Below are 16,349 nucleotides of genomic sequence, written 5' to 3'. Positions count from 1 at the left end.
AATAAGAATCGCCTTCGGGCGATTTTTTTTCGCCTGAAAACGGGATTGAAGCACAGTCTGTTCGATGACTGATTTATTGCTTAATGATTTCAACCTCAGAGAATAGCCTGCCGCTTTTGCTGCATTAATCGATGAAGAGGGCAGCTTTAACACCAGTCTGTGACGCTATCGTTAGCTATCGTCCTTTTAAATTTAGGTCACCATTAGCAAAAGCTGAGAATATACGATGCTGATGCTGATGCTGATGCTGATGCTGATGCTGATGCTGATGCTGATGCTGATGCTGATGCTGATGCTGATGCGGCGGGTAAACTCTGAGTCGTCGTTCGCAGCGTTCAGGGAAGTGCGTCTTGCAGGTATTGAAGGGAAAATACTTATCCCACAGGCTAAAAAAAGCCCCGGCACGTTGGCCGGGGCTGGATTTCACTTCAGCGTAAAGAATAACGCTTAAGGACGGGTCGCCGGAGCGGTAGCCTGATGAGAGGCAGAATGACCGCCCGCTGCACCTTTGCCTTCAAAGTTGAAGTCAGGGCGCACCCAGTCGCTCTGCGGTGCTGGTTCTGGCTGATATGCCGGAGCTGGAGCACTGGTCATTGGTGCGCTGGCATGATGCTTAAAGCTACCGTGGGCGACTGCATCACTCACTGGCTTATCGCGTGCCGGTACCGGTGCATGCGGTTCGCTAACGATCGGCGCATCTTCACTCACCGCGGTGCTCACGTTCAGCACTTCAGCGACCTGCTGAGTGGTTTCCGCGCTGATGCTTGTTGGAGCCTGCTCTGCCAGTTCGCTCGCTACTTCAGCAATCTGCTGCTGCTCAACGATATCCGCAACGGCATCAACCGGGGCGAATTGAGCCTGAGGCTCTTCGGCAGCCGATACGGCTTCAGCGACTGTCTCAGCGGCAACGCTCTCTTTTGCCGGAGGAATGACCGATGGAACTTCCGCTGCTGGCGCTTCGATTGCAGCGGTATCATCGGTGTTCACCATGGTAACCTGTGGCTGTTGCTCTTCCGGCAGCGGTTCAGAGATATGAACCGGCTGAACTTCTGGCTGAACTTCTTCGGCGACGGTGACTGGTGCCGCGGCAATCGGTGTTTCGATTACTGGAGCAGATTCCACAACTTCTTCGGTCGGGATCGCTACAGCCGGGGCGACGTCAGCCGTTACAGCATCTTCCTGCACTGACGTGGTTTCAGCCTGAACCGGTGTTGCTTCAACAGATGATGCTTCAACCTGTACAGGAGCAGCTTCAGCCTGCGGAGCTTCTACTGCCGCTGGAGTAGTTTCTACCTGTGAAGTTTCTGCCGACACTGGCGCAGATTCAACCGATGCGGCTTCTACCTGAGGTGCGACAGGTGCTGCCGGTGCCTCAACGGCTGGAGACACCGATGCCACAGTAGCAGAAGCAACGGCTACGCTTGCTGCTGCCGCTACTTCAACTGCTGCCGGAACTTCAGCGATGTCGTTGTCGACATCAGCGTGACCGTAAGCCGGAACAACGGACTGTTCATGCTCTACTTCATCGCTTGCCTGAGCAACAGGGTAGGAGATCCACACTTTGCCTGACGCCATTTCTGGCGATGCAGCAGCACTGGCCAGCGGCATTGGCGACTGTGTTGGGTAACGCTCATCGCGGTAGCGACGACGACGCTGGCCGCTAACGCGCAGATGGCGTGGCGAACGGCGTGAACGACGTGGCATGTTGTTGCTGTCACGATCGTCATTATCGAAGCCCTCGCTGGACGTTTCTACCGCGGCAGGCTGGGCAGCTGGAGCTGGTGCTGCTTCAGTCTCTTCCGGGCGGAAGGTACGGGCTGCCGTTTGCTCTGCGGTTTCAATGCGCACTTTCTGGTTCAGCTGGCGCGGCTTACGGCGCGGCATTACCTGCACATTTTCTTCCTGAGCATCCGCATTCTCATCAACGGCAGTAGCCTGCTCGATGATTTTCTCTTCCTGTACCGCAGGACGTTTGTCTTCCTGACGACGACGCTGACGATCCGCACGAGGTTCACGGCGCGGCTGCTGCTCAGCGCGGTTCTCTTCGTTCAGATTCTGACGATCGTCTGCCTGTTCAACCTGCGTGGCAGCATTACGCTTGTTGCGGCGATTGTCATCACGGCCTTCACGGACTTCGCTGTTGCGGTCGCGAGAACTATTGCGGTCATTACGATCGTTGCGGTCGGTGTTGCGTTCAGAACGCTCATTACGATCGTTGTAACGGTCATTGCTACGCTCCGGACGCTCGGCATTACGGTCGTTCCGTTCATTGCGATCGCTACGTTCATTACGGTCGCTGTTGCGCTCATTGCGATCGTTACGTTCAGTACGGTCACCGTTACGATCGCGGCGGTTGTTGTTCTGACGACGATTGTTACGACGCTCACCGCGAGGCGCAGCACCATCGGCCGCTTTCTTCTCGGTGGCAGGCTGAGGCTGTTCTACGGTTTTTTCTTCACCGGCAAACAGCTTTTTCAGACCGCTAAAGAAGCGGCTAATCAGGCCCGGCTGTGCCGGTTCAGCTGGCGTTTTTTCAACCGGTTTCTTGCTTGCCGCAGTTGCCGGTTTTTCGCTGCTGGTTTCCTGCGGAGCCGGAGGTGCATCAGGCATCACGAAGGCGGCAAGTGCTGGCTGTTCAGGGCGCTTACGCTCGGCACGCTCTTCTTCTGAAGGCAGCGCCATTTCGGTTTCGTGCAGCTTAGGCAGGTGATAGCTCAGTGTCTGAGTTTCTTCGCCGGTACGAACGCGCAGTACCGAGTAGTGCGGGGTTTCCATCTGATCGTTTGGCACGATGATGGCACGAACGCCACCCTGACGCTTTTCGATAGCGCTGACGGCATCACGTTTTTCGTTCAACAGGTAGGAAGCCACCTGCACCGGAACGATGGCGTGGACTTCTTTAGTGTTTTCCTTCAGCGCTTCTTCTTCAATCAGGCGCAGAATGGAAAGAGAGAGCGACTCGTTATCACGGATGGTGCCGGTACCGCTGCAGCGTGGGCAGACGTGATGGCTGGACTCACCCAGTGATGGGCTGAGGCGCTGACGTGACATCTCCAGCAGGCCAAATCGTGAAATGTGGCTGATCTGAATTCGCGCACGATCCTGGCGCACCGCTTCACGCAGGCGGTTTTCAACCGCGCGCTGGTGGCGAACCGGGGTCATATCAATGAAGTCGATAACGATCAGGCCGCCCAGGTCGCGCAGGCGCAGCTGGCGGGCAATTTCGTCTGCCGCTTCAAGGTTGGTATTAAATGCGGTTTCTTCAATATCGCCGCCGCGGGTTGCGCGCGCCGAGTTGATATCGATAGCGGTCAGGGCTTCGGTGCTGTCGATAACAATGGAACCACCGGACGGCAGACGTACTTCGCGCTGGAAGGCGGACTCAATCTGCGACTCAATCTGGTAATGGCTGAACAGCGGGATCTCACCGGTGTACAGTTTAATTTTGCTGCTGAAGTCAGGGCGTCCGAGAGCGGCAATGTGCTGACGAGCCAGCTCAAGCACTTTCGGGTTATCGATAAGGATTTCACCGATATCCTGACGCAGGTAGTCGCGGAATGCGCGGACAATCACGTTGCTTTCCTGATGGATCAGGAACGGAGCAGGGCGGCTGTCAGCGGCTTTCTTAATGGCATCCCAGTGCTTCATACGGAAGCTCAGATCCCACTGCAGCGCTTCGGCTGATTTACCGACACCGGCGGTGCGAACGATCAGTCCCATGCCATCCGGCAGTTCCAGCGAAGAGAGCGCCTCTTTTAGTTCTGTGCGATCATCACCTTCAATACGGCGAGAAATACCGCCAGCACGCGGGTTGTTCGGCATCAGAACCAGATAGCTTCCCGCCAGGCTGATAAAGGTGGTTAACGCAGCACCTTTATTGCCACGTTCTTCTTTATCAATCTGGACAATAACTTCCTGACCTTCACGGAGTACGTCCTTGATATTAGGGCGGCCGTGAGCGGAATAGTTAGCGGGGAAGTATTCGCGGGAAATTTCTTTCAGAGGTAGGAAACCGTGTCTTTCAGCACCGTAATCAACGAAGGCGGCTTCAAGGCTGGGTTCAATGCGGGTAATCTTGCCTTTGTAGATGTTGGCTTTTTTCTGTTCGTGTCCTGGGCTTTCAATATCCAGATCGTACAGGCGTTGGCCGTCTACGAGAGCCACACGCAACTCTTCCTGCTGAGTTGCGTTTATCAACATTCTTTTCATCGTAACTTACTCATTATTCTTACATTAGGGACAAAGCTGCGGGCAAAGTAACGCTGGACGTATTGAACCGATGGCCCCGTGTCTCATCGCTTAGTCGTCAACCTCTCGGGTGTCGGCAGCTCAAGGGGCGCAAAATCACGGTAGCCTGTTTTACATATGGAAAAACAGCGCTTTGTAAGGGGGGAACCGCCAGTAGATTACCAGGTGAACCAATCCCGTTTTTTCGTCCAGGCTGCAACCCGCAGCCCGCTAAATGCCTGATTGCACAATACGTCTTACGCCATTGCTGCGTGTATGGGCTATCCGGCAAAATTTTGGTAATACACCCCAATTCTATTGGGTTAACGCTTTTTCTTGCATTCCCAAGACTTCGCGTTAAAAACGGAAACATTATTCCATTGCTAAGCTTGAGAGCGCAAGATGACTTTATCCGCGATGAGAAGTTTATCCCGTCTTTTAAAACGAATTGCAGTGCTTTTCAGCAAACTGTATAAAATCCGGCCATAACTTCCTTGCGGCGGTCATCCATGTCAGTTAAGCACAGAAAAAGATGTGGCGCTATCACTGCCGGGTATTTAGAATCGCCAACCATGAAAACCATGACTCCAGCCGTACAAATAATTGCCATTTCTGCTGATGAAGCGGGACAGCGCATCGATAACTTTTTACGCACTCAGTTAAAAGGCGTGCCGAAAAGTATGATTTATCGCATTTTGCGTAAGGGCGAAGTGCGGGTGAACAAAAAACGCGTCAAACCTGAGTACAAACTAGAAGACGGCGATCAGGTTCGCGTCCCGCCGGTGCGCGTGGCCGAACGTGAAGAAGAGAGCGTTTCACCTAAGCTGGCCAAAGTGGCTGCGTTAAGTGATGCGATCGTTTATGAAGATGAGCATATTCTGGTGCTTAATAAGCCTTCCGGGACGGCCGTACACGGTGGCAGTGGTTTAAGCTTTGGTGTCATTGAAGGGCTGAGGGCGCTGCGCCCGGAGGCGCGTTTCCTTGAATTGGTCCATCGTCTTGACCGCGATACGTCGGGTATTTTGCTGGTGGCGAAAAAGCGTTCTGCGCTGCGTTCACTCCACGAGCAGCTGCGCGAAAAGGGAATGCAGAAAGATTACCTCGCGCTGGTACGTGGGCAATGGCCGTCACATGTTAAATCGGTGCGCGCGCCATTATTGAAAAACATCCTGCAAAGCGGTGAGCGAGTGGTGAAGGTCAGTAGTGAAGGCAAGCCATCGGAAACGCTGTTCAAGGTTGAAGAGCGCTATGCGTTTGCCACGCTGGTGAAAGCCAGCCCGGTGACCGGGCGTACTCACCAAATACGCGTTCATACGCTGCATGCCGGGCACCCGATTGCGTTTGACGATCGCTACGGCGAGGCAGAGTTCGATAGCCAACTGGCCGGCACCGGGCTTAACCGCCTGTTCCTGCATGCTGCCGCGCTGAAATTTACCCACCCCGGCACCGGTGAAGACATGCGCGTGGAAGCGCCGCTGGACGACGGCCTGAAGCGCTGCCTTGCTGTGCTGCGTAAGCAAAGCAGCTAATTATCCCGGCAATGAATGCGGCAGCGTCTGCGCCGCTTTTTGTTGTTCAGCCCAACGGGTCCATTCCGGCCTTTCTTAGCATCTCACACAGCGCAATCAGCGGCAGGCCAATCAACGTATTCGGGTCCCGCCCTGAAAGGCGCTCAAACAGCGTGATGCCTAAACCTTCGCTTTTAAAGCTTCCAGCGCAGTTTAGCGGCTGTTCGCGACTGACGTAGTGGGTGATTTCGGCCTCGCTAAGCGTTCGAAAATCTACGGTGAAAGGCTCACACAGCGTTTGCAGTACCTGATGGCGACTATCGTACAGCGCCAGTCCGGTATAAAACACCACGCTGCGTCCGCTGGCGGCGCGAAGCTGTGCGCGGGCGTTCTCCTCGGTATGAGGTTTGCCACAAATAACGCCGTCCACGACGCAGACCTGATCGGAACCGATAATCAGATGCTCGGGGTAACGTCCTGCCAGTGCCTGAGCTTTCGCTGCCGCGAGGCGCATAACCAGCTGCTCTGCCGTTTCATTCCCCAACCGGATTTCATCCACCTCCGGCGCATCGGTAATAAAGGGCAATTGCAGTTTCGTTAACAGCGCGCTGCGGTAAGTCGACGTTGAGGCTAAAACCAGCTGTGACATATTTTTTTCCATAATAGATAGCGAATCGATGAAAGGCATTTTAAACTGTGCGCCGCACTGGATGCGAATAATGGCTGAAAGATGTCGTTACACGGCCTTTTTCTTTGACTCTATGTCGTTACAAAGTTAATATGCGCGCCCTATGCAAAAGGTAAAATTACCCCTGACTCTCGATGTGGTGCGAACCGCTCAAAAACGCCTGGACTACCAGGGTGTTTACACCCCTGAACAGGTTGAGCGAGTTGCCGACTCGGTGGTCAGTGTGGACAGTGATGTAGAATGTGTGATGTCGTTTGCGATCGACAATCAGCGTCTGGCGGTATTGAAAGGTACTGCTGAAGTTTCCGTGACGCTATGTTGTCAACGCTGCAACAAACCGTTCCCGCATCAGGTCCACGTATCGTACTGTTTCAGCCCGGTCGTTACTGACGAGCAGGCCGAAGCACTACCGGAAGCGTACGAGCCAATCGACATCAACGAGTTTGGTGAAACCGATTTGCTGGCAATGGTTGAAGATGAAATCATCCTCGCCCTGCCTGTCGTTCCGGTGCATGATTCTGAACACTGTGAAGTGTCCGAGGCGGACATGGTCTTTGGTCAATTGCCTGCAGAGGCAGAAAAACCAAATCCATTTGCCGTATTAGCCAGTTTAAAGCGTAAGTAATAGGAGTAAGGTCCATGGCCGTACAACAGAATAAACCAACCCGTTCCAAACGTGGCATGCGTCGTTCACACGATGCTCTGACCACTGCAACACTTTCCGTAGATAAAGTTTCTGGTGAAACTCATCTGCGTCACCACATCACTGCGGATGGTTACTACCGCGGTCGCAAGGTCATCGTTAAGTAATTCCGCGGAATAGCGCGGCAATACTTTGACACGATTGACCCTGGCGATAGATGCCATGGGCGGGGACTTCGGTCCCTGCGTGACAGTGCCTGCGGCAATGCAGGCACTGGCATCTGATTCGCACCTGCATCTTCTTCTGGTCGGCGATCCCGACAAAATCACGTCATTACTAGCCACAGCTGATTCTGCGCTGCGCGCGCGTTTGCAGATAATCCCTGCTGAATCAGTTATTGCCAGTGATGCGAAACCCTCGCAGGCTATTCGTGCAAGTCGCGGATCGTCAATGCGTATTGCTTTGGAGCAGGTCAAAGCGGGTCATGCCGATGCCTGTATCAGTGCCGGTAACACCGGTGCGCTGATGGGGCTGGCAAAAATATTATTGCAGCCGCTGGACGGGATTAAGCGTCCAGCGCTGATGACAGTACTGCCAAATCAGCTGAAGGGTAAAACCGTCGTGCTGGATTTAGGTGCTAATGTCGAATCCGACAGTGCTATGCTGGTGCAGTTCGCCATTATGGGTGCGGTGATGGCAGAAGAAATTTTAGAAATTGCCAATCCGCGCGTGGCGCTGCTCAACATAGGCCAGGAAGAAACCAAAGGGTTAACGGCAATTCGCGAAGCCGCAGCAGCACTTCGTGATTCAGCAGAAGTTAACTATATTGGCTACCTTGAAGGTGACGATCTTCTTACCGGCAAGACGGATGTTCTGGTGTGCGATGGTTTCATCGGCAACGTGACGTTAAAAACTATGGAAGGTGTGGTAAGAATGTTTCTTTCGCTGTTGAAATCACAGGGCGAAGGTAAAAAAAAGGCATGGTGGCTGAGACTATTAGGGCGCTGGATTCAAAAGCGTCTGGCTAAGAATTTCGGCCATCTCAACCCCGACCAGTACAATGGCGCCTGTCTGTTAGGATTGTGCGGTACCGTCATTAAAAGTCACGGTGCGGCCAATCAACGCGCGTTTACCGTCGCGATAAAACAGGCAGAGCAGGCGGTGCGGCGGCAAGTTCCCGAGCGGATTGCTGCCCGCCTACAGGCTGTATTACCTAAGAGTGACTGAGCGTACATGTATACGAAGATTATCGGTACGGGCAGCTATTTGCCCGAACAGGTGCGGACTAACGCCGATCTGGAAAAAATGGTGGATACGTCGGACGAGTGGATTGTCACACGAACCGGTATCCGTGAACGTCGTATTGCTGGCCCGGATGAAACCGTGGCAACAATGGGCTTTCATGCCGCCGAGCGTGCGCTCTCTATGGCGGGCATTGATAAAAATGACATCGGTTTGATCGTGGTAGCAACCACCTCTTCCAGTCACGCTTTCCCAAGTTCAGCCTGCATGATCCAGCAGATGCTGGAAATTGACGATGCGGCCTCTTTCGATCTGGCTGCGGCCTGTGCGGGCTTTACCTACGCACTGAGCGTTGCCGATCAGTATATTAAAAACGGTGCGGTGAAATATGCACTGGTGGTCGGTGCTGACGTGCTGTCACGCACGCTTGATCCTTCCGATCGTGGCACGATCATCCTGTTTGGCGATGCTGCTGGCGCAGTTGTTCTTGGTGCCAGCGAAGAGCCGGGCATTATCTCTACCCATCTGCATGCAGATGGCCGCTATGGTCAACTGCTCACCCTGCCAAATCAGGATCGCGAGCATCAGGAACAGCCTGCGTATCTGACGATGGCGGGCAATGAAGTGTTCAAAGTTGCCGTGACCGAACTGGCCCATATCGTTGATGAAACGCTCAAGGCGAACGACCTTGACCGTTCTGCCATTGACTGGTTAGTGCCGCATCAGGCTAACCTGCGCATTATCAGTGCAACGGCCCGCAAATTGGGCATGGATATGGATAAAGTGGTGGTGACCCTCGATCGCCACGGCAATACGTCTGCGGCTTCTGTGCCTTCAGCACTGGATGAAGCGGTGCGCGACGGGCGTATCCAGCCCGGCCAGTTGATTCTGCTGGAAGCTTTTGGTGGCGGTTTCACCTGGGGTTCAGCTCTGGTTCGTTTTTGATTAACAGGAAATAACGATGACGCAATTTGCAATGGTATTCCCGGGACAGGGATCGCAAACGGTGGGCATGCTGGCTGATTTAGCCGCAGGCAATCCGATTGTGGAAAAAACCTTCCGCGAAGCTTCTGACGTGCTGGGTTACGATTTATGGCAGCTGGTCCAACAGGGGCCTGCTGAAGAGTTGAACAAAACCTGGCAAACTCAGCCTGCTTTACTGGCTGCTTCTGTTGCCATTTTCCGCGTTTGGCAGGAAAAAGGCGGAAAAGTACCGTCAATGCTTGCAGGCCACAGCCTTGGTGAGTACAGTGCCCTGGTTTGCGCCGGAGTGATTGCGTTTGCCGATGCCATTAAGCTGGTTGAACTGCGCGGTAAGCTGATGCAGGAAGCCGTACCGGAAGGGACGGGGGCCATGCAGGCGATTATCGGTTTGGACGATGAGTCCATCGCCAAAGCCTGTGAAGAGTCTGCCCAGGGGCAGGTTGTTTCGCCGGTGAACTATAACTCACCGGGCCAGGTCGTTATCGCTGGCAATAAAGAAGCCGTTGAGCGCGCGGGTGCAGCCTGTAAAGCTGCGGGCGCGAAGCGTGCACTGCCGCTGCCGGTGAGCGTACCTTCGCACTGTGCGCTGATGAAACCTGCTGCCGATAAGCTGGCCGTGGCGCTGGAGCAACTGACCTTCAACGCACCGGTATTCCCGGTGGTGAATAACGTTGATGTTCAGTGTGAGACTTCACCTGAAGCTATCCGCAGTGCGCTGGTCCGTCAGCTGTACAGCCCGGTGCGTTGGACCGGTTGCGTAGAATTTATGGCTCAGCAGGGCGTAACGTCGCTGCTGGAAGTGGGTCCGGGTAAAGTGTTAACCGGGCTGACTAAACGTATTGTTGACACCCTGACGGCGGCGGCGGTAAACGACCAGGCCAGCCTGTCAGCGGCGCTTGAACAATAACACGAGGAACAACATGAATTTCGAAGGTAAAATCGCGCTGGTTACCGGTGCAAGTCGCGGTATCGGCCGTGCAATCGCGGAAACGCTTGTCGCCCGCGGTGCTAAAGTTGTCGGTACGGCGACCAGCCAGAACGGAGCCGAAGCCATCAGCGCTTATCTGGGCGACAACGGAAAGGGCATGCTCCTGAACGTGACAGACCCTGCTTCGATCGAGACCGTGCTGGAAAATATTCGCGCCGAATTTGGCGAAGTGGACATTTTAGTCAATAATGCTGGCATCACGCGTGATAATCTTCTGATGCGCATGAAGGACGATGAGTGGCAGGATATCCTGGACACCAATCTGACTTCAGTATTCCGTCTGTCAAAAGCGGTAATGCGTGCGATGATGAAGAAGCGAGTGGGCCGAATTATTACCATTGGCTCCGTAGTTGGAACAATGGGTAATGCGGGTCAGGCAAACTATGCGGCAGCAAAAGCAGGTTTGATTGGCTTCAGCAAGTCACTGGCGCGTGAAATTGCGTCACGTGGCATTACCGTTAACGTCGTGGCACCTGGTTTCATTGAAACCGACATGACGAGCGCGCTGAACGACGATCAGCGTGCAGGTATTCTGGCGGAAGTTCCCGCGGGCCGCCTCGGCAGCGCGCAGGAAATCGCTAATGCCGTGGCATTTTTAGCCTCTGACGAAGCAGCTTACATCACTGGTGAAACGCTGCACGTCAATGGCGGAATGTATATGGTCTGATAATCACGAAAACTATTTGCGTTATTTGAGGCAAAAGCCGCAAAATAGCGTAAAATCGTGGTTTGACCAGCCGGGATTTAGTTGCATCTTTTTCAACATTTTATACACTACGAAAACCATCGCGAAAGCGAGTTTTGATAGGAAATTTAATAGTATGAGCACTATCGAAGAACGCGTTAAGAAAATCATTGGCGAGCAGCTGGGCGTTAAGCAGGAAGAAGTTGTTAATACTGCCTCTTTTGTAGAAGATCTGGGCGCTGATTCTCTTGATACCGTTGAGCTGGTAATGGCTCTGGAAGAAGAGTTCGATACCGAGATTCCGGATGAAGAAGCTGAGAAAATCACTACTGTTCAGGCTGCTATTGATTACATCAATGGTCACCAGGCATAAGTGAACATCTCCAGGCGGTCATTCGACCGCCTGAGTTTTATCTAAATATCCCTCATCGCGTCAATTTTTCCCTCCCTGGAGGACGAACGTGTCTAAGCGTCGTGTAGTTGTGACTGGTCTTGGCATGTTGTCTCCTGTCGGCAATACCGTAGAGTCTACCTGGAATGCTCTTGTTGCCGGTCAGAGTGGCATCAGCCTGATTGACCATTTTGATACTAGTGCCTACGCAACGCGTTTTGCTGGCTTAGTAAAGAATTTTAATTGTGATGAAATCATCTCGCGCAAAGATCAGCGTAAGATGGATGCTTTCATTCAATATGGCGTTGTTGCTGGCGTTCAGGCCATGCAAGATTCTGGCCTCGTTATTACAGAAGAAAACGCAGGGCGCGTTGGTGCCGCGATTGGCTCCGGTATCGGTGGTCTTGGTTTAATCGAAGAAAACCATTCCTCACTGGTCAACGGTGGTCCCCGTAAAATTAGTCCGTTCTTTGTCCCTTCAACTATTGTGAATATGGTTGCCGGACATCTGACTATTATGTACGGAATGAAAGGCCCAAGTATTTCCATTGCTACCGCCTGTACATCCGGCGTGCATAATATCGGTCATGCTGCACGTATCATCGCCTATGATGATGCCGACGTGATGCTGGCTGGTGGTGCAGAAAAAGCCAGTACGCCACTGGGCGTGGGTGGTTTCGGTGCTGCTCGTGCACTGTCAACCCGCAATGAAAATCCGCAGGCTGCCAGCCGTCCGTGGGATAAAGACCGTGATGGTTTTGTCCTCGGCGATGGTGCTGGTCTGATTGTGCTGGAAGAATATGAGCACGCGAAAAAACGCGGTGCCAAAATTTACGCAGAAATCGTTGGTTTTGGTATGAGCAGCGATGCTTATCATATGACTTCTCCGCCGGAAAACGGCGCTGGCGCAGCCCTGGCGATGGTCAACGCGTTGAAAGATGCAAAGATTTCAGCGGAACAGATTGGCTATATCAACGCGCACGGTACTTCAACGCCGGCCGGTGATATCGCTGAAGCTCAGGCGGTGAAATCCGTCTTCGGTGCTTCTGCCGGTAGCGTGATGGTCAGCTCGACAAAATCCATGACCGGCCACCTGCTGGGTGCGGCGGGCGCGATCGAATCGATCTTCACCATTCTTGCCCTGCGCGATCAGGTTGTTCCTCCAACCATCAATCTGGATAACCCGGATGAAGGTTGTGACCTGGATTTCGTGCCGCATACTGCGCGCCAGGTGAAAGGTATGGAATACACTCTGTGTAATTCATTCGGATTTGGTGGCACCAACGGGTCACTGATTTTCCGTAAGGTCTGATTTTTTGTTCTTGCGTAAAGGCCCGCCTTATCGGCGGGCTTTTTTTTACCTGCGATTGAGGGGAGCGAATCACCACTACCCGATTTTGAACGACAAATTCGTCTTTGCGAGTTATAGCGAACCGGGTATTACCTGATATTGCTCATCATCCCCGGCAGATTCAGATGATTCTGGCACGACGGGCAGGTAATCTTGCAGCATGATCGAAAATAGAGGAATCAGCATGATGTGGGTCAATGGGGTGAAGCAGGGCGTTATTGCCGCGAGCGATCGCGCCGTGCAGTTTGGTGATGGCTGCTTTACCACCGCTCGCATAAGGTCTGGCGAGATCGAGCTGTTTCCCGCACATATCGCGCGGCTGCAGCAGGGCTGTGAACGGCTGCTGATAACCGGCGTGGACTGGGAATTACTGGGCCAGGAAATGATTGGCGCTGCTGCCGACTGTGACGATGGCGTACTGAAGACGATTGTGACCAGGGGGAGCGGCGGCAGGGGATACAGCGCCGCGGGCTGTGCGGCACCCACGCGCATCGTCTCCGTTTCCGCCTATCCTGCATACTACCACGCGATGCGCGAGAGCGGGGCAAGGCTGGCCCTCAGCCCGATTCAGCTGGGGAAAAATCCGCTGCTGGCGGGGATAAAGCATCTTAACCGGCTGGAACAGGTGCTGATCCGCACACGGCTTGAGCAGACCGGTGCCGATGAGGCACTGGTGCTTGACACTGATGGCATGCTGGTGGAATGCTGTGCGGCAAATTTTTTCTGGCGCACCGGGGAGCAGGTTTTTACCCCGGACTTAAGCGCTTCGGGCGTGAACGGTATTCAGCGCCAGCGGGTGATGCGGCAGATCGCTGAGCTGGGGTTCACCCTCAGCGAAGTCCGTGCAGGCGTTGAGGTGCTGGCGGAAGCCGATGAAGTGCTGATCACCAATGCGCTGATGCCGGTGTTGCCCGTTCGTCAGATTGAGGCGTGGCACTTCAGCTCGCGCCGCTTGTTTCGTCTGCTTAACCCCCATTAATCAACCGTGGAATTTTCATGACTAAAACACGCAAAATTATCGCCGGGGTCGTTGCTGTCTCTCTGCTGGCCGTTGCTTACGGATACTGGCAAACCCGCCAGCTTGCAGACTCACCGCTGACGGTGGACAAAGAAACTATTTTTACCCTCCCGGCAGGTTCTGGCCGAGTGGTGCTGGAAGCCCAGCTGGAATCTAAGCACATCATTAAACAAAGCCCGTGGTTTGGCGTACTGCTGAAACTCGAGCCTGAGCTGGCAAAGTTTAAGGCCGGGACCTATCGGCTCGACCCCAAAATGACCGTCCGCGAGATGCTGGCACTGCTTGCCAGTGGTAAAGAGGCCCAGTTCCCGCTGCGCTTCGTGGAAGGTACGCGCATGCAGGAGTGGCTGAGCCAGCTGCGCAGCGCGCCGTATATCAAACACACGCTGGCGGATGACCAGCTGGCCACCGTCGCTGCTGCCCTTAAGCTGGAAGGTGAAGCAAAGGGCGTTGAGGGATGGTTCTATCCTGATACCTACCTGTATACCGCGAATACCACCGATGTCGCCGTGCTTAAGCGCGCTTACCAGCGGATGGAAAAAGAGGTGGATGCGCAGTGGCAGGGGAAAATGGATAATCTGCCGTATAAAAACAAAAATGATATGCTGACCATGGCCTCGATTATTGAAAAAGAGACGGCGGTCAGCGACGAGCGCAGCAAAGTGGCTTCGGTGTTTATTAACCGCCTGCGGTTGGGTATGCGTCTGCAAACCGATCCGACGGTGATCTATGGCCTGGGGCCGGACTACCGCGGTACGCTAACGCGCAAAGATCTGGAAACACCGACGGCCTGGAATACCTATACGATTAACGGCCTGCCGCCTGGTCCGATTGCAATGCCGGGTAAAGCCTCGCTGGAAGCCGCAGCTCACCCGCTGAAAACGAACTTCCTCTACTTCGTTGCCGATGGGAAAGGTGGCCATACGTTTACCACCAATCTGGCAAGCCACAATAAAGCCGTGCAGGTGTATCGCCTGGCGCTGAAGGAAAAAAATGAACAGTAAATTTATCGTTATCGAAGGCCTTGAAGGGGCAGGTAAAACCACTGCGCGGGATGCGGTAGTGGCTGAACTGCGTCGTCATGGCATTAACGATATTGTTTTCACCCGCGAACCCGGCGGTACTCCGCTGGCGGAAAAACTGCGCGATTTGATTAAGCAGGGGATTGAAGGCGAACAGGTTACCGATAAGGCCGAGCTGCTCATGCTGTATGCTGCCCGCGTGCAGCTGGTGGAAAACGTGATTAAACCCGCGCTGGCGCGGGGGGCCTGGGTGGTTGGCGATCGTCACGATCTTTCCTCTCAGGCTTATCAGGGCGGCGGGCGGGGCATGGACAGCCAGCTGATGAGCAGCCTGAAACAGGCTGTGCTGGGTGACTTTACCCCGGATCTGACGCTATATCTGGATGTCACGCCTGAAATCGGCCTGCAGCGTGCCCGCGCGCGCGGTGCGCTGGACCGCATTGAACAGGAGTCGCTGTACTTCTTTATTCGTACCCGCGATCGTTATCTGGCGCTGGCCGCTGCCGATGCGCGGATTAAAACCATTGATGCAACCCGTGACCTCACGCAGGTGACGCAGCAGCTGGAGCTGACGCTACAGCAGTGGTTACAGGAACAGCAATGAACTGGTATCCGTGGCTGAATAACAGTTACCGGCAAATTATCAGCCAGCATCAGGCGCAGCGTGCGCATCATGCGCTGCTGATTCAGGCGCTGCCCGGTATGGGTGACGATGCGCTGGTGTGGGGGATCGGCCGCTGGCTGATGTGCCGCCAGCCCGATGGGCTGAAAAGCTGCGGTAGCTGCCATGCCTGCCAGCTGATGCAGGCGGGAACCCATCCTGACTGGTATCGGTTGGAAGCGGAGAAGGGTAAGAGTGCGCTGGGGATTGATGCGGTGCGCAGCGTAACGGAAAAGCTCTATCACCACTCTCAACAGGGTGGGGCAAAAGTGGTCTGGCTGCCGGACGCCGGACAGCTGACCGAAGCCGCAGCTAACGCCCTGCTCAAAACGCTGGAGGAGCCGCCGAAAAATACCTGGTTCTTACTCAGCTGCCATGAACCCTCCCGCCTTTTGGCAACCCTGCGCAGCCGCTGTCTGCTATGGCACCTCGCGCCACCGGATGAAATGCAGAGCCTGAACTGGCTGCAAAAACAGTGTGCTGCGGGGCTGAATGAGCGGACTGCGGCGCTACGGTTGAGCAGCGGAGCGCCTGCGGCAGCGCTGATGCTGCTGGAAGAGAAAAACTGGCAGCAGCGCCAGCTGGTTTGTCAGGCTCTGCTTGCTGCCGTTCAGGGCGATCTGCTCAGCCTGCTTCCCGCGCTGAATCATGATGATGCCGCACGTCGTATTGGCTGGCTTTGCTCGCTACTGGTCGATGCGGTGAAGTGGCAGCAGGGCGGCGGGGCCTGGATCAGCAACGTCGACTGCCAGGCGCTGGTGATGCAAATCGCCAGCCTGCTGCCAGCGACGGCCATTGATGCCAGCCTTCGCCAGTGGCTGACCTGCCGCGACCGCCTGCTGAACGTCGTGGCGGTGAACCGCGAGCTGCTGCTCACCGACCAACTGCTGAACTGGGAAGCCATTTTGCATCCTCACGCTACCGATTTTACGGGTTAAGAG

16 protein-coding genes are annotated in these 16,349 nt (G+C 54.4%); 14 read left to right on the top strand and 2 right to left on the bottom strand.

Translation table 11 applies throughout. From position 1 onward, the window contains the following. Positions 1-226: 226 nt before the first annotated feature. Positions 227-451, top strand: coding sequence for a hypothetical protein (locus OMR58_RS08790; RefSeq protein WP_264545725.1), 225 nt, complete (start codon positions 227-229; stop codon positions 449-451). Here OMR58_RS08790 and rne read toward each other — a convergent pair. After that, the gene (gene rne / locus OMR58_RS08785) at positions 448-4,209 is read right to left on the bottom strand and encodes a ribonuclease E (RefSeq protein ID WP_264545724.1); all 3,762 of its coding nucleotides are present in this window, start codon (positions 4,207-4,209) and stop codon (positions 448-450) included. The genes OMR58_RS08790 and rne overlap by 4 nt on opposite strands. A 590-nt stretch (positions 4,210-4,799) precedes the next feature. On the opposite strand from rne, the gene rluC reads away from it, so the two are divergent. Continuing rightward, positions 4,800-5,756 carry a 23S rRNA pseudouridine(955/2504/2580) synthase RluC gene (gene rluC, locus OMR58_RS08780; protein ID WP_200560473.1) on the top strand — a complete coding sequence of 319 codons (957 nt, stop codon included), beginning with the start codon at positions 4,800-4,802 and terminating at the stop codon, positions 5,754-5,756. A 46-nt stretch (positions 5,757-5,802) separates the two neighbouring features. Here rluC and OMR58_RS08775 read toward each other — a convergent pair whose 3' ends face one another. Then, positions 5,803-6,384: a Maf family protein gene (locus OMR58_RS08775; RefSeq protein ID WP_200560474.1), complete on the bottom strand. Its 582-nt coding sequence runs from the start codon at positions 6,382-6,384 to the stop codon at positions 5,803-5,805. Between the two features lie 142 nt (positions 6,385-6,526). Between OMR58_RS08775 and yceD the strand changes: the two genes are divergently transcribed. The 12 genes from yceD to holB all read left to right on the top strand — a co-directional run bounded on the left by yceD (position 6,527) and on the right by holB (position 16,346). After that, complete coding sequence (gene yceD, locus OMR58_RS08770) at positions 6,527-7,048, top strand: 23S rRNA accumulation protein YceD (protein ID WP_200546845.1); 522 nt, start codon at positions 6,527-6,529, stop codon at positions 7,046-7,048. A 14-nt stretch (positions 7,049-7,062) separates the two neighbouring features. Next, on the top strand, positions 7,063-7,233 hold the full coding sequence (gene rpmF, locus OMR58_RS08765; protein ID WP_013025362.1) for a 50S ribosomal protein L32: 171 nt from the start codon (positions 7,063-7,065) through the stop codon (positions 7,231-7,233). A 25-nt stretch (positions 7,234-7,258) separates the two neighbouring features. Beyond that, positions 7,259-8,293 carry a phosphate acyltransferase PlsX gene (plsX, locus tag OMR58_RS08760; RefSeq protein ID WP_200560475.1) on the top strand — a complete coding sequence of 345 codons (1,035 nt, stop codon included), beginning with the start codon at positions 7,259-7,261 and terminating at the stop codon, positions 8,291-8,293. A 6-nt stretch (positions 8,294-8,299) separates the two neighbouring features. Then, complete coding sequence (locus tag OMR58_RS08755; RefSeq protein WP_105592813.1) at positions 8,300-9,253, top strand: beta-ketoacyl-ACP synthase III; 954 nt, start codon at positions 8,300-8,302, stop codon at positions 9,251-9,253. Positions 9,254-9,269: 16 nt separating this feature from the next. Further along, positions 9,270-10,199, top strand: coding sequence for an ACP S-malonyltransferase (gene fabD, locus OMR58_RS08750; protein WP_200560476.1), 930 nt, complete (start codon positions 9,270-9,272; stop codon positions 10,197-10,199). Between the two features lie 13 nt (positions 10,200-10,212). Next, complete coding sequence (gene fabG, locus OMR58_RS08745) at positions 10,213-10,947, top strand: 3-oxoacyl-ACP reductase FabG (protein WP_105592811.1); 735 nt, start codon at positions 10,213-10,215, stop codon at positions 10,945-10,947. A gap of 154 nt (positions 10,948-11,101) precedes the next feature. After that, positions 11,102-11,338 carry an acyl carrier protein gene (acpP, locus tag OMR58_RS08740; RefSeq protein ID WP_004157115.1) on the top strand — a complete coding sequence of 79 codons (237 nt, stop codon included), beginning with the start codon at positions 11,102-11,104 and terminating at the stop codon, positions 11,336-11,338. A gap of 88 nt (positions 11,339-11,426) precedes the next feature. After that, positions 11,427-12,668, top strand: coding sequence for a beta-ketoacyl-ACP synthase II (fabF, locus tag OMR58_RS08735; protein WP_200546848.1), 1,242 nt, complete (start codon positions 11,427-11,429; stop codon positions 12,666-12,668). A 223-nt stretch (positions 12,669-12,891) separates the two neighbouring features. Next, positions 12,892-13,686: an aminodeoxychorismate lyase gene (gene pabC, locus OMR58_RS08730; protein WP_264545723.1), complete on the top strand. Its 795-nt coding sequence runs from the start codon at positions 12,892-12,894 to the stop codon at positions 13,684-13,686. Between the two features lie 17 nt (positions 13,687-13,703). Beyond that, positions 13,704-14,729, top strand: coding sequence for a cell division protein YceG (gene yceG / locus OMR58_RS08725; protein WP_200560478.1), 1,026 nt, complete (start codon positions 13,704-13,706; stop codon positions 14,727-14,729). Next, on the top strand, positions 14,719-15,351 hold the full coding sequence (gene tmk / locus OMR58_RS08720) for a dTMP kinase (protein WP_264545722.1): 633 nt from the start codon (positions 14,719-14,721) through the stop codon (positions 15,349-15,351). Before yceG ends, tmk begins: the two co-directional genes overlap by 11 nt. Next, a complete protein-coding gene (gene holB, locus OMR58_RS08715) occupies positions 15,348-16,346 on the top strand; it encodes a DNA polymerase III subunit delta' (RefSeq protein ID WP_264545721.1) in 999 nt (332 codons plus the stop codon). The genes tmk and holB overlap by 4 nt, the downstream gene beginning before the upstream one ends. Positions 16,347-16,349 lie beyond the last annotated feature (3 nt).

The organism is Erwinia sp. INIA01, assembly GCF_025947915.1.
Classification (GTDB): Bacteria; Pseudomonadota; Gammaproteobacteria; order Enterobacterales; family Enterobacteriaceae; genus Erwinia; species Erwinia coffeiphila.
Note: the sequence above shows the minus strand (reverse complement) of the source record. Positions and strands in the feature narration are given on the sequence as shown.

What these genes read in the sequence shown, in the direction of transcription:
- rne (WP_264545724.1), bottom strand. Translation starts at nt 4,209, where the DNA reads ATGAAAAGAATGTTGATAAACGCAACTCAGCAGGAAGAGTTGCGTGTG.
- fabD (WP_200560476.1), top strand. Translation starts at nt 9,270, where the DNA reads ATGACGCAATTTGCAATGGTATTCCCGGGACAGGGATCGCAAACGGTG.
- yceG (WP_200560478.1), top strand. Translation starts at nt 13,704, where the DNA reads ATGACTAAAACACGCAAAATTATCGCCGGGGTCGTTGCTGTCTCTCTG.
- holB (WP_264545721.1), top strand. Translation starts at nt 15,348, where the DNA reads ATGAACTGGTATCCGTGGCTGAATAACAGTTACCGGCAAATTATCAGC.
- OMR58_RS08755 (WP_105592813.1), top strand. Translation starts at nt 8,300, where the DNA reads ATGTATACGAAGATTATCGGTACGGGCAGCTATTTGCCCGAACAGGTG.
- OMR58_RS08775 (WP_200560474.1), bottom strand. Translation starts at nt 6,384, where the DNA reads ATGTCACAGCTGGTTTTAGCCTCAACGTCGACTTACCGCAGCGCGCTG.
- fabG (WP_105592811.1), top strand. Translation starts at nt 10,213, where the DNA reads ATGAATTTCGAAGGTAAAATCGCGCTGGTTACCGGTGCAAGTCGCGGT.
- acpP (WP_004157115.1), top strand. Translation starts at nt 11,102, where the DNA reads ATGAGCACTATCGAAGAACGCGTTAAGAAAATCATTGGCGAGCAGCTG.
- yceD (WP_200546845.1), top strand. Translation starts at nt 6,527, where the DNA reads ATGCAAAAGGTAAAATTACCCCTGACTCTCGATGTGGTGCGAACCGCT.
- rluC (WP_200560473.1), top strand. Translation starts at nt 4,800, where the DNA reads ATGAAAACCATGACTCCAGCCGTACAAATAATTGCCATTTCTGCTGAT.
- OMR58_RS08790 (WP_264545725.1), top strand. Translation starts at nt 227, where the DNA reads ATGCTGATGCTGATGCTGATGCTGATGCTGATGCTGATGCTGATGCTG.
- tmk (WP_264545722.1), top strand. Translation starts at nt 14,719, where the DNA reads ATGAACAGTAAATTTATCGTTATCGAAGGCCTTGAAGGGGCAGGTAAA.
- pabC (WP_264545723.1), top strand. Translation starts at nt 12,892, where the DNA reads ATGATGTGGGTCAATGGGGTGAAGCAGGGCGTTATTGCCGCGAGCGAT.
- rpmF (WP_013025362.1), top strand. Translation starts at nt 7,063, where the DNA reads ATGGCCGTACAACAGAATAAACCAACCCGTTCCAAACGTGGCATGCGT.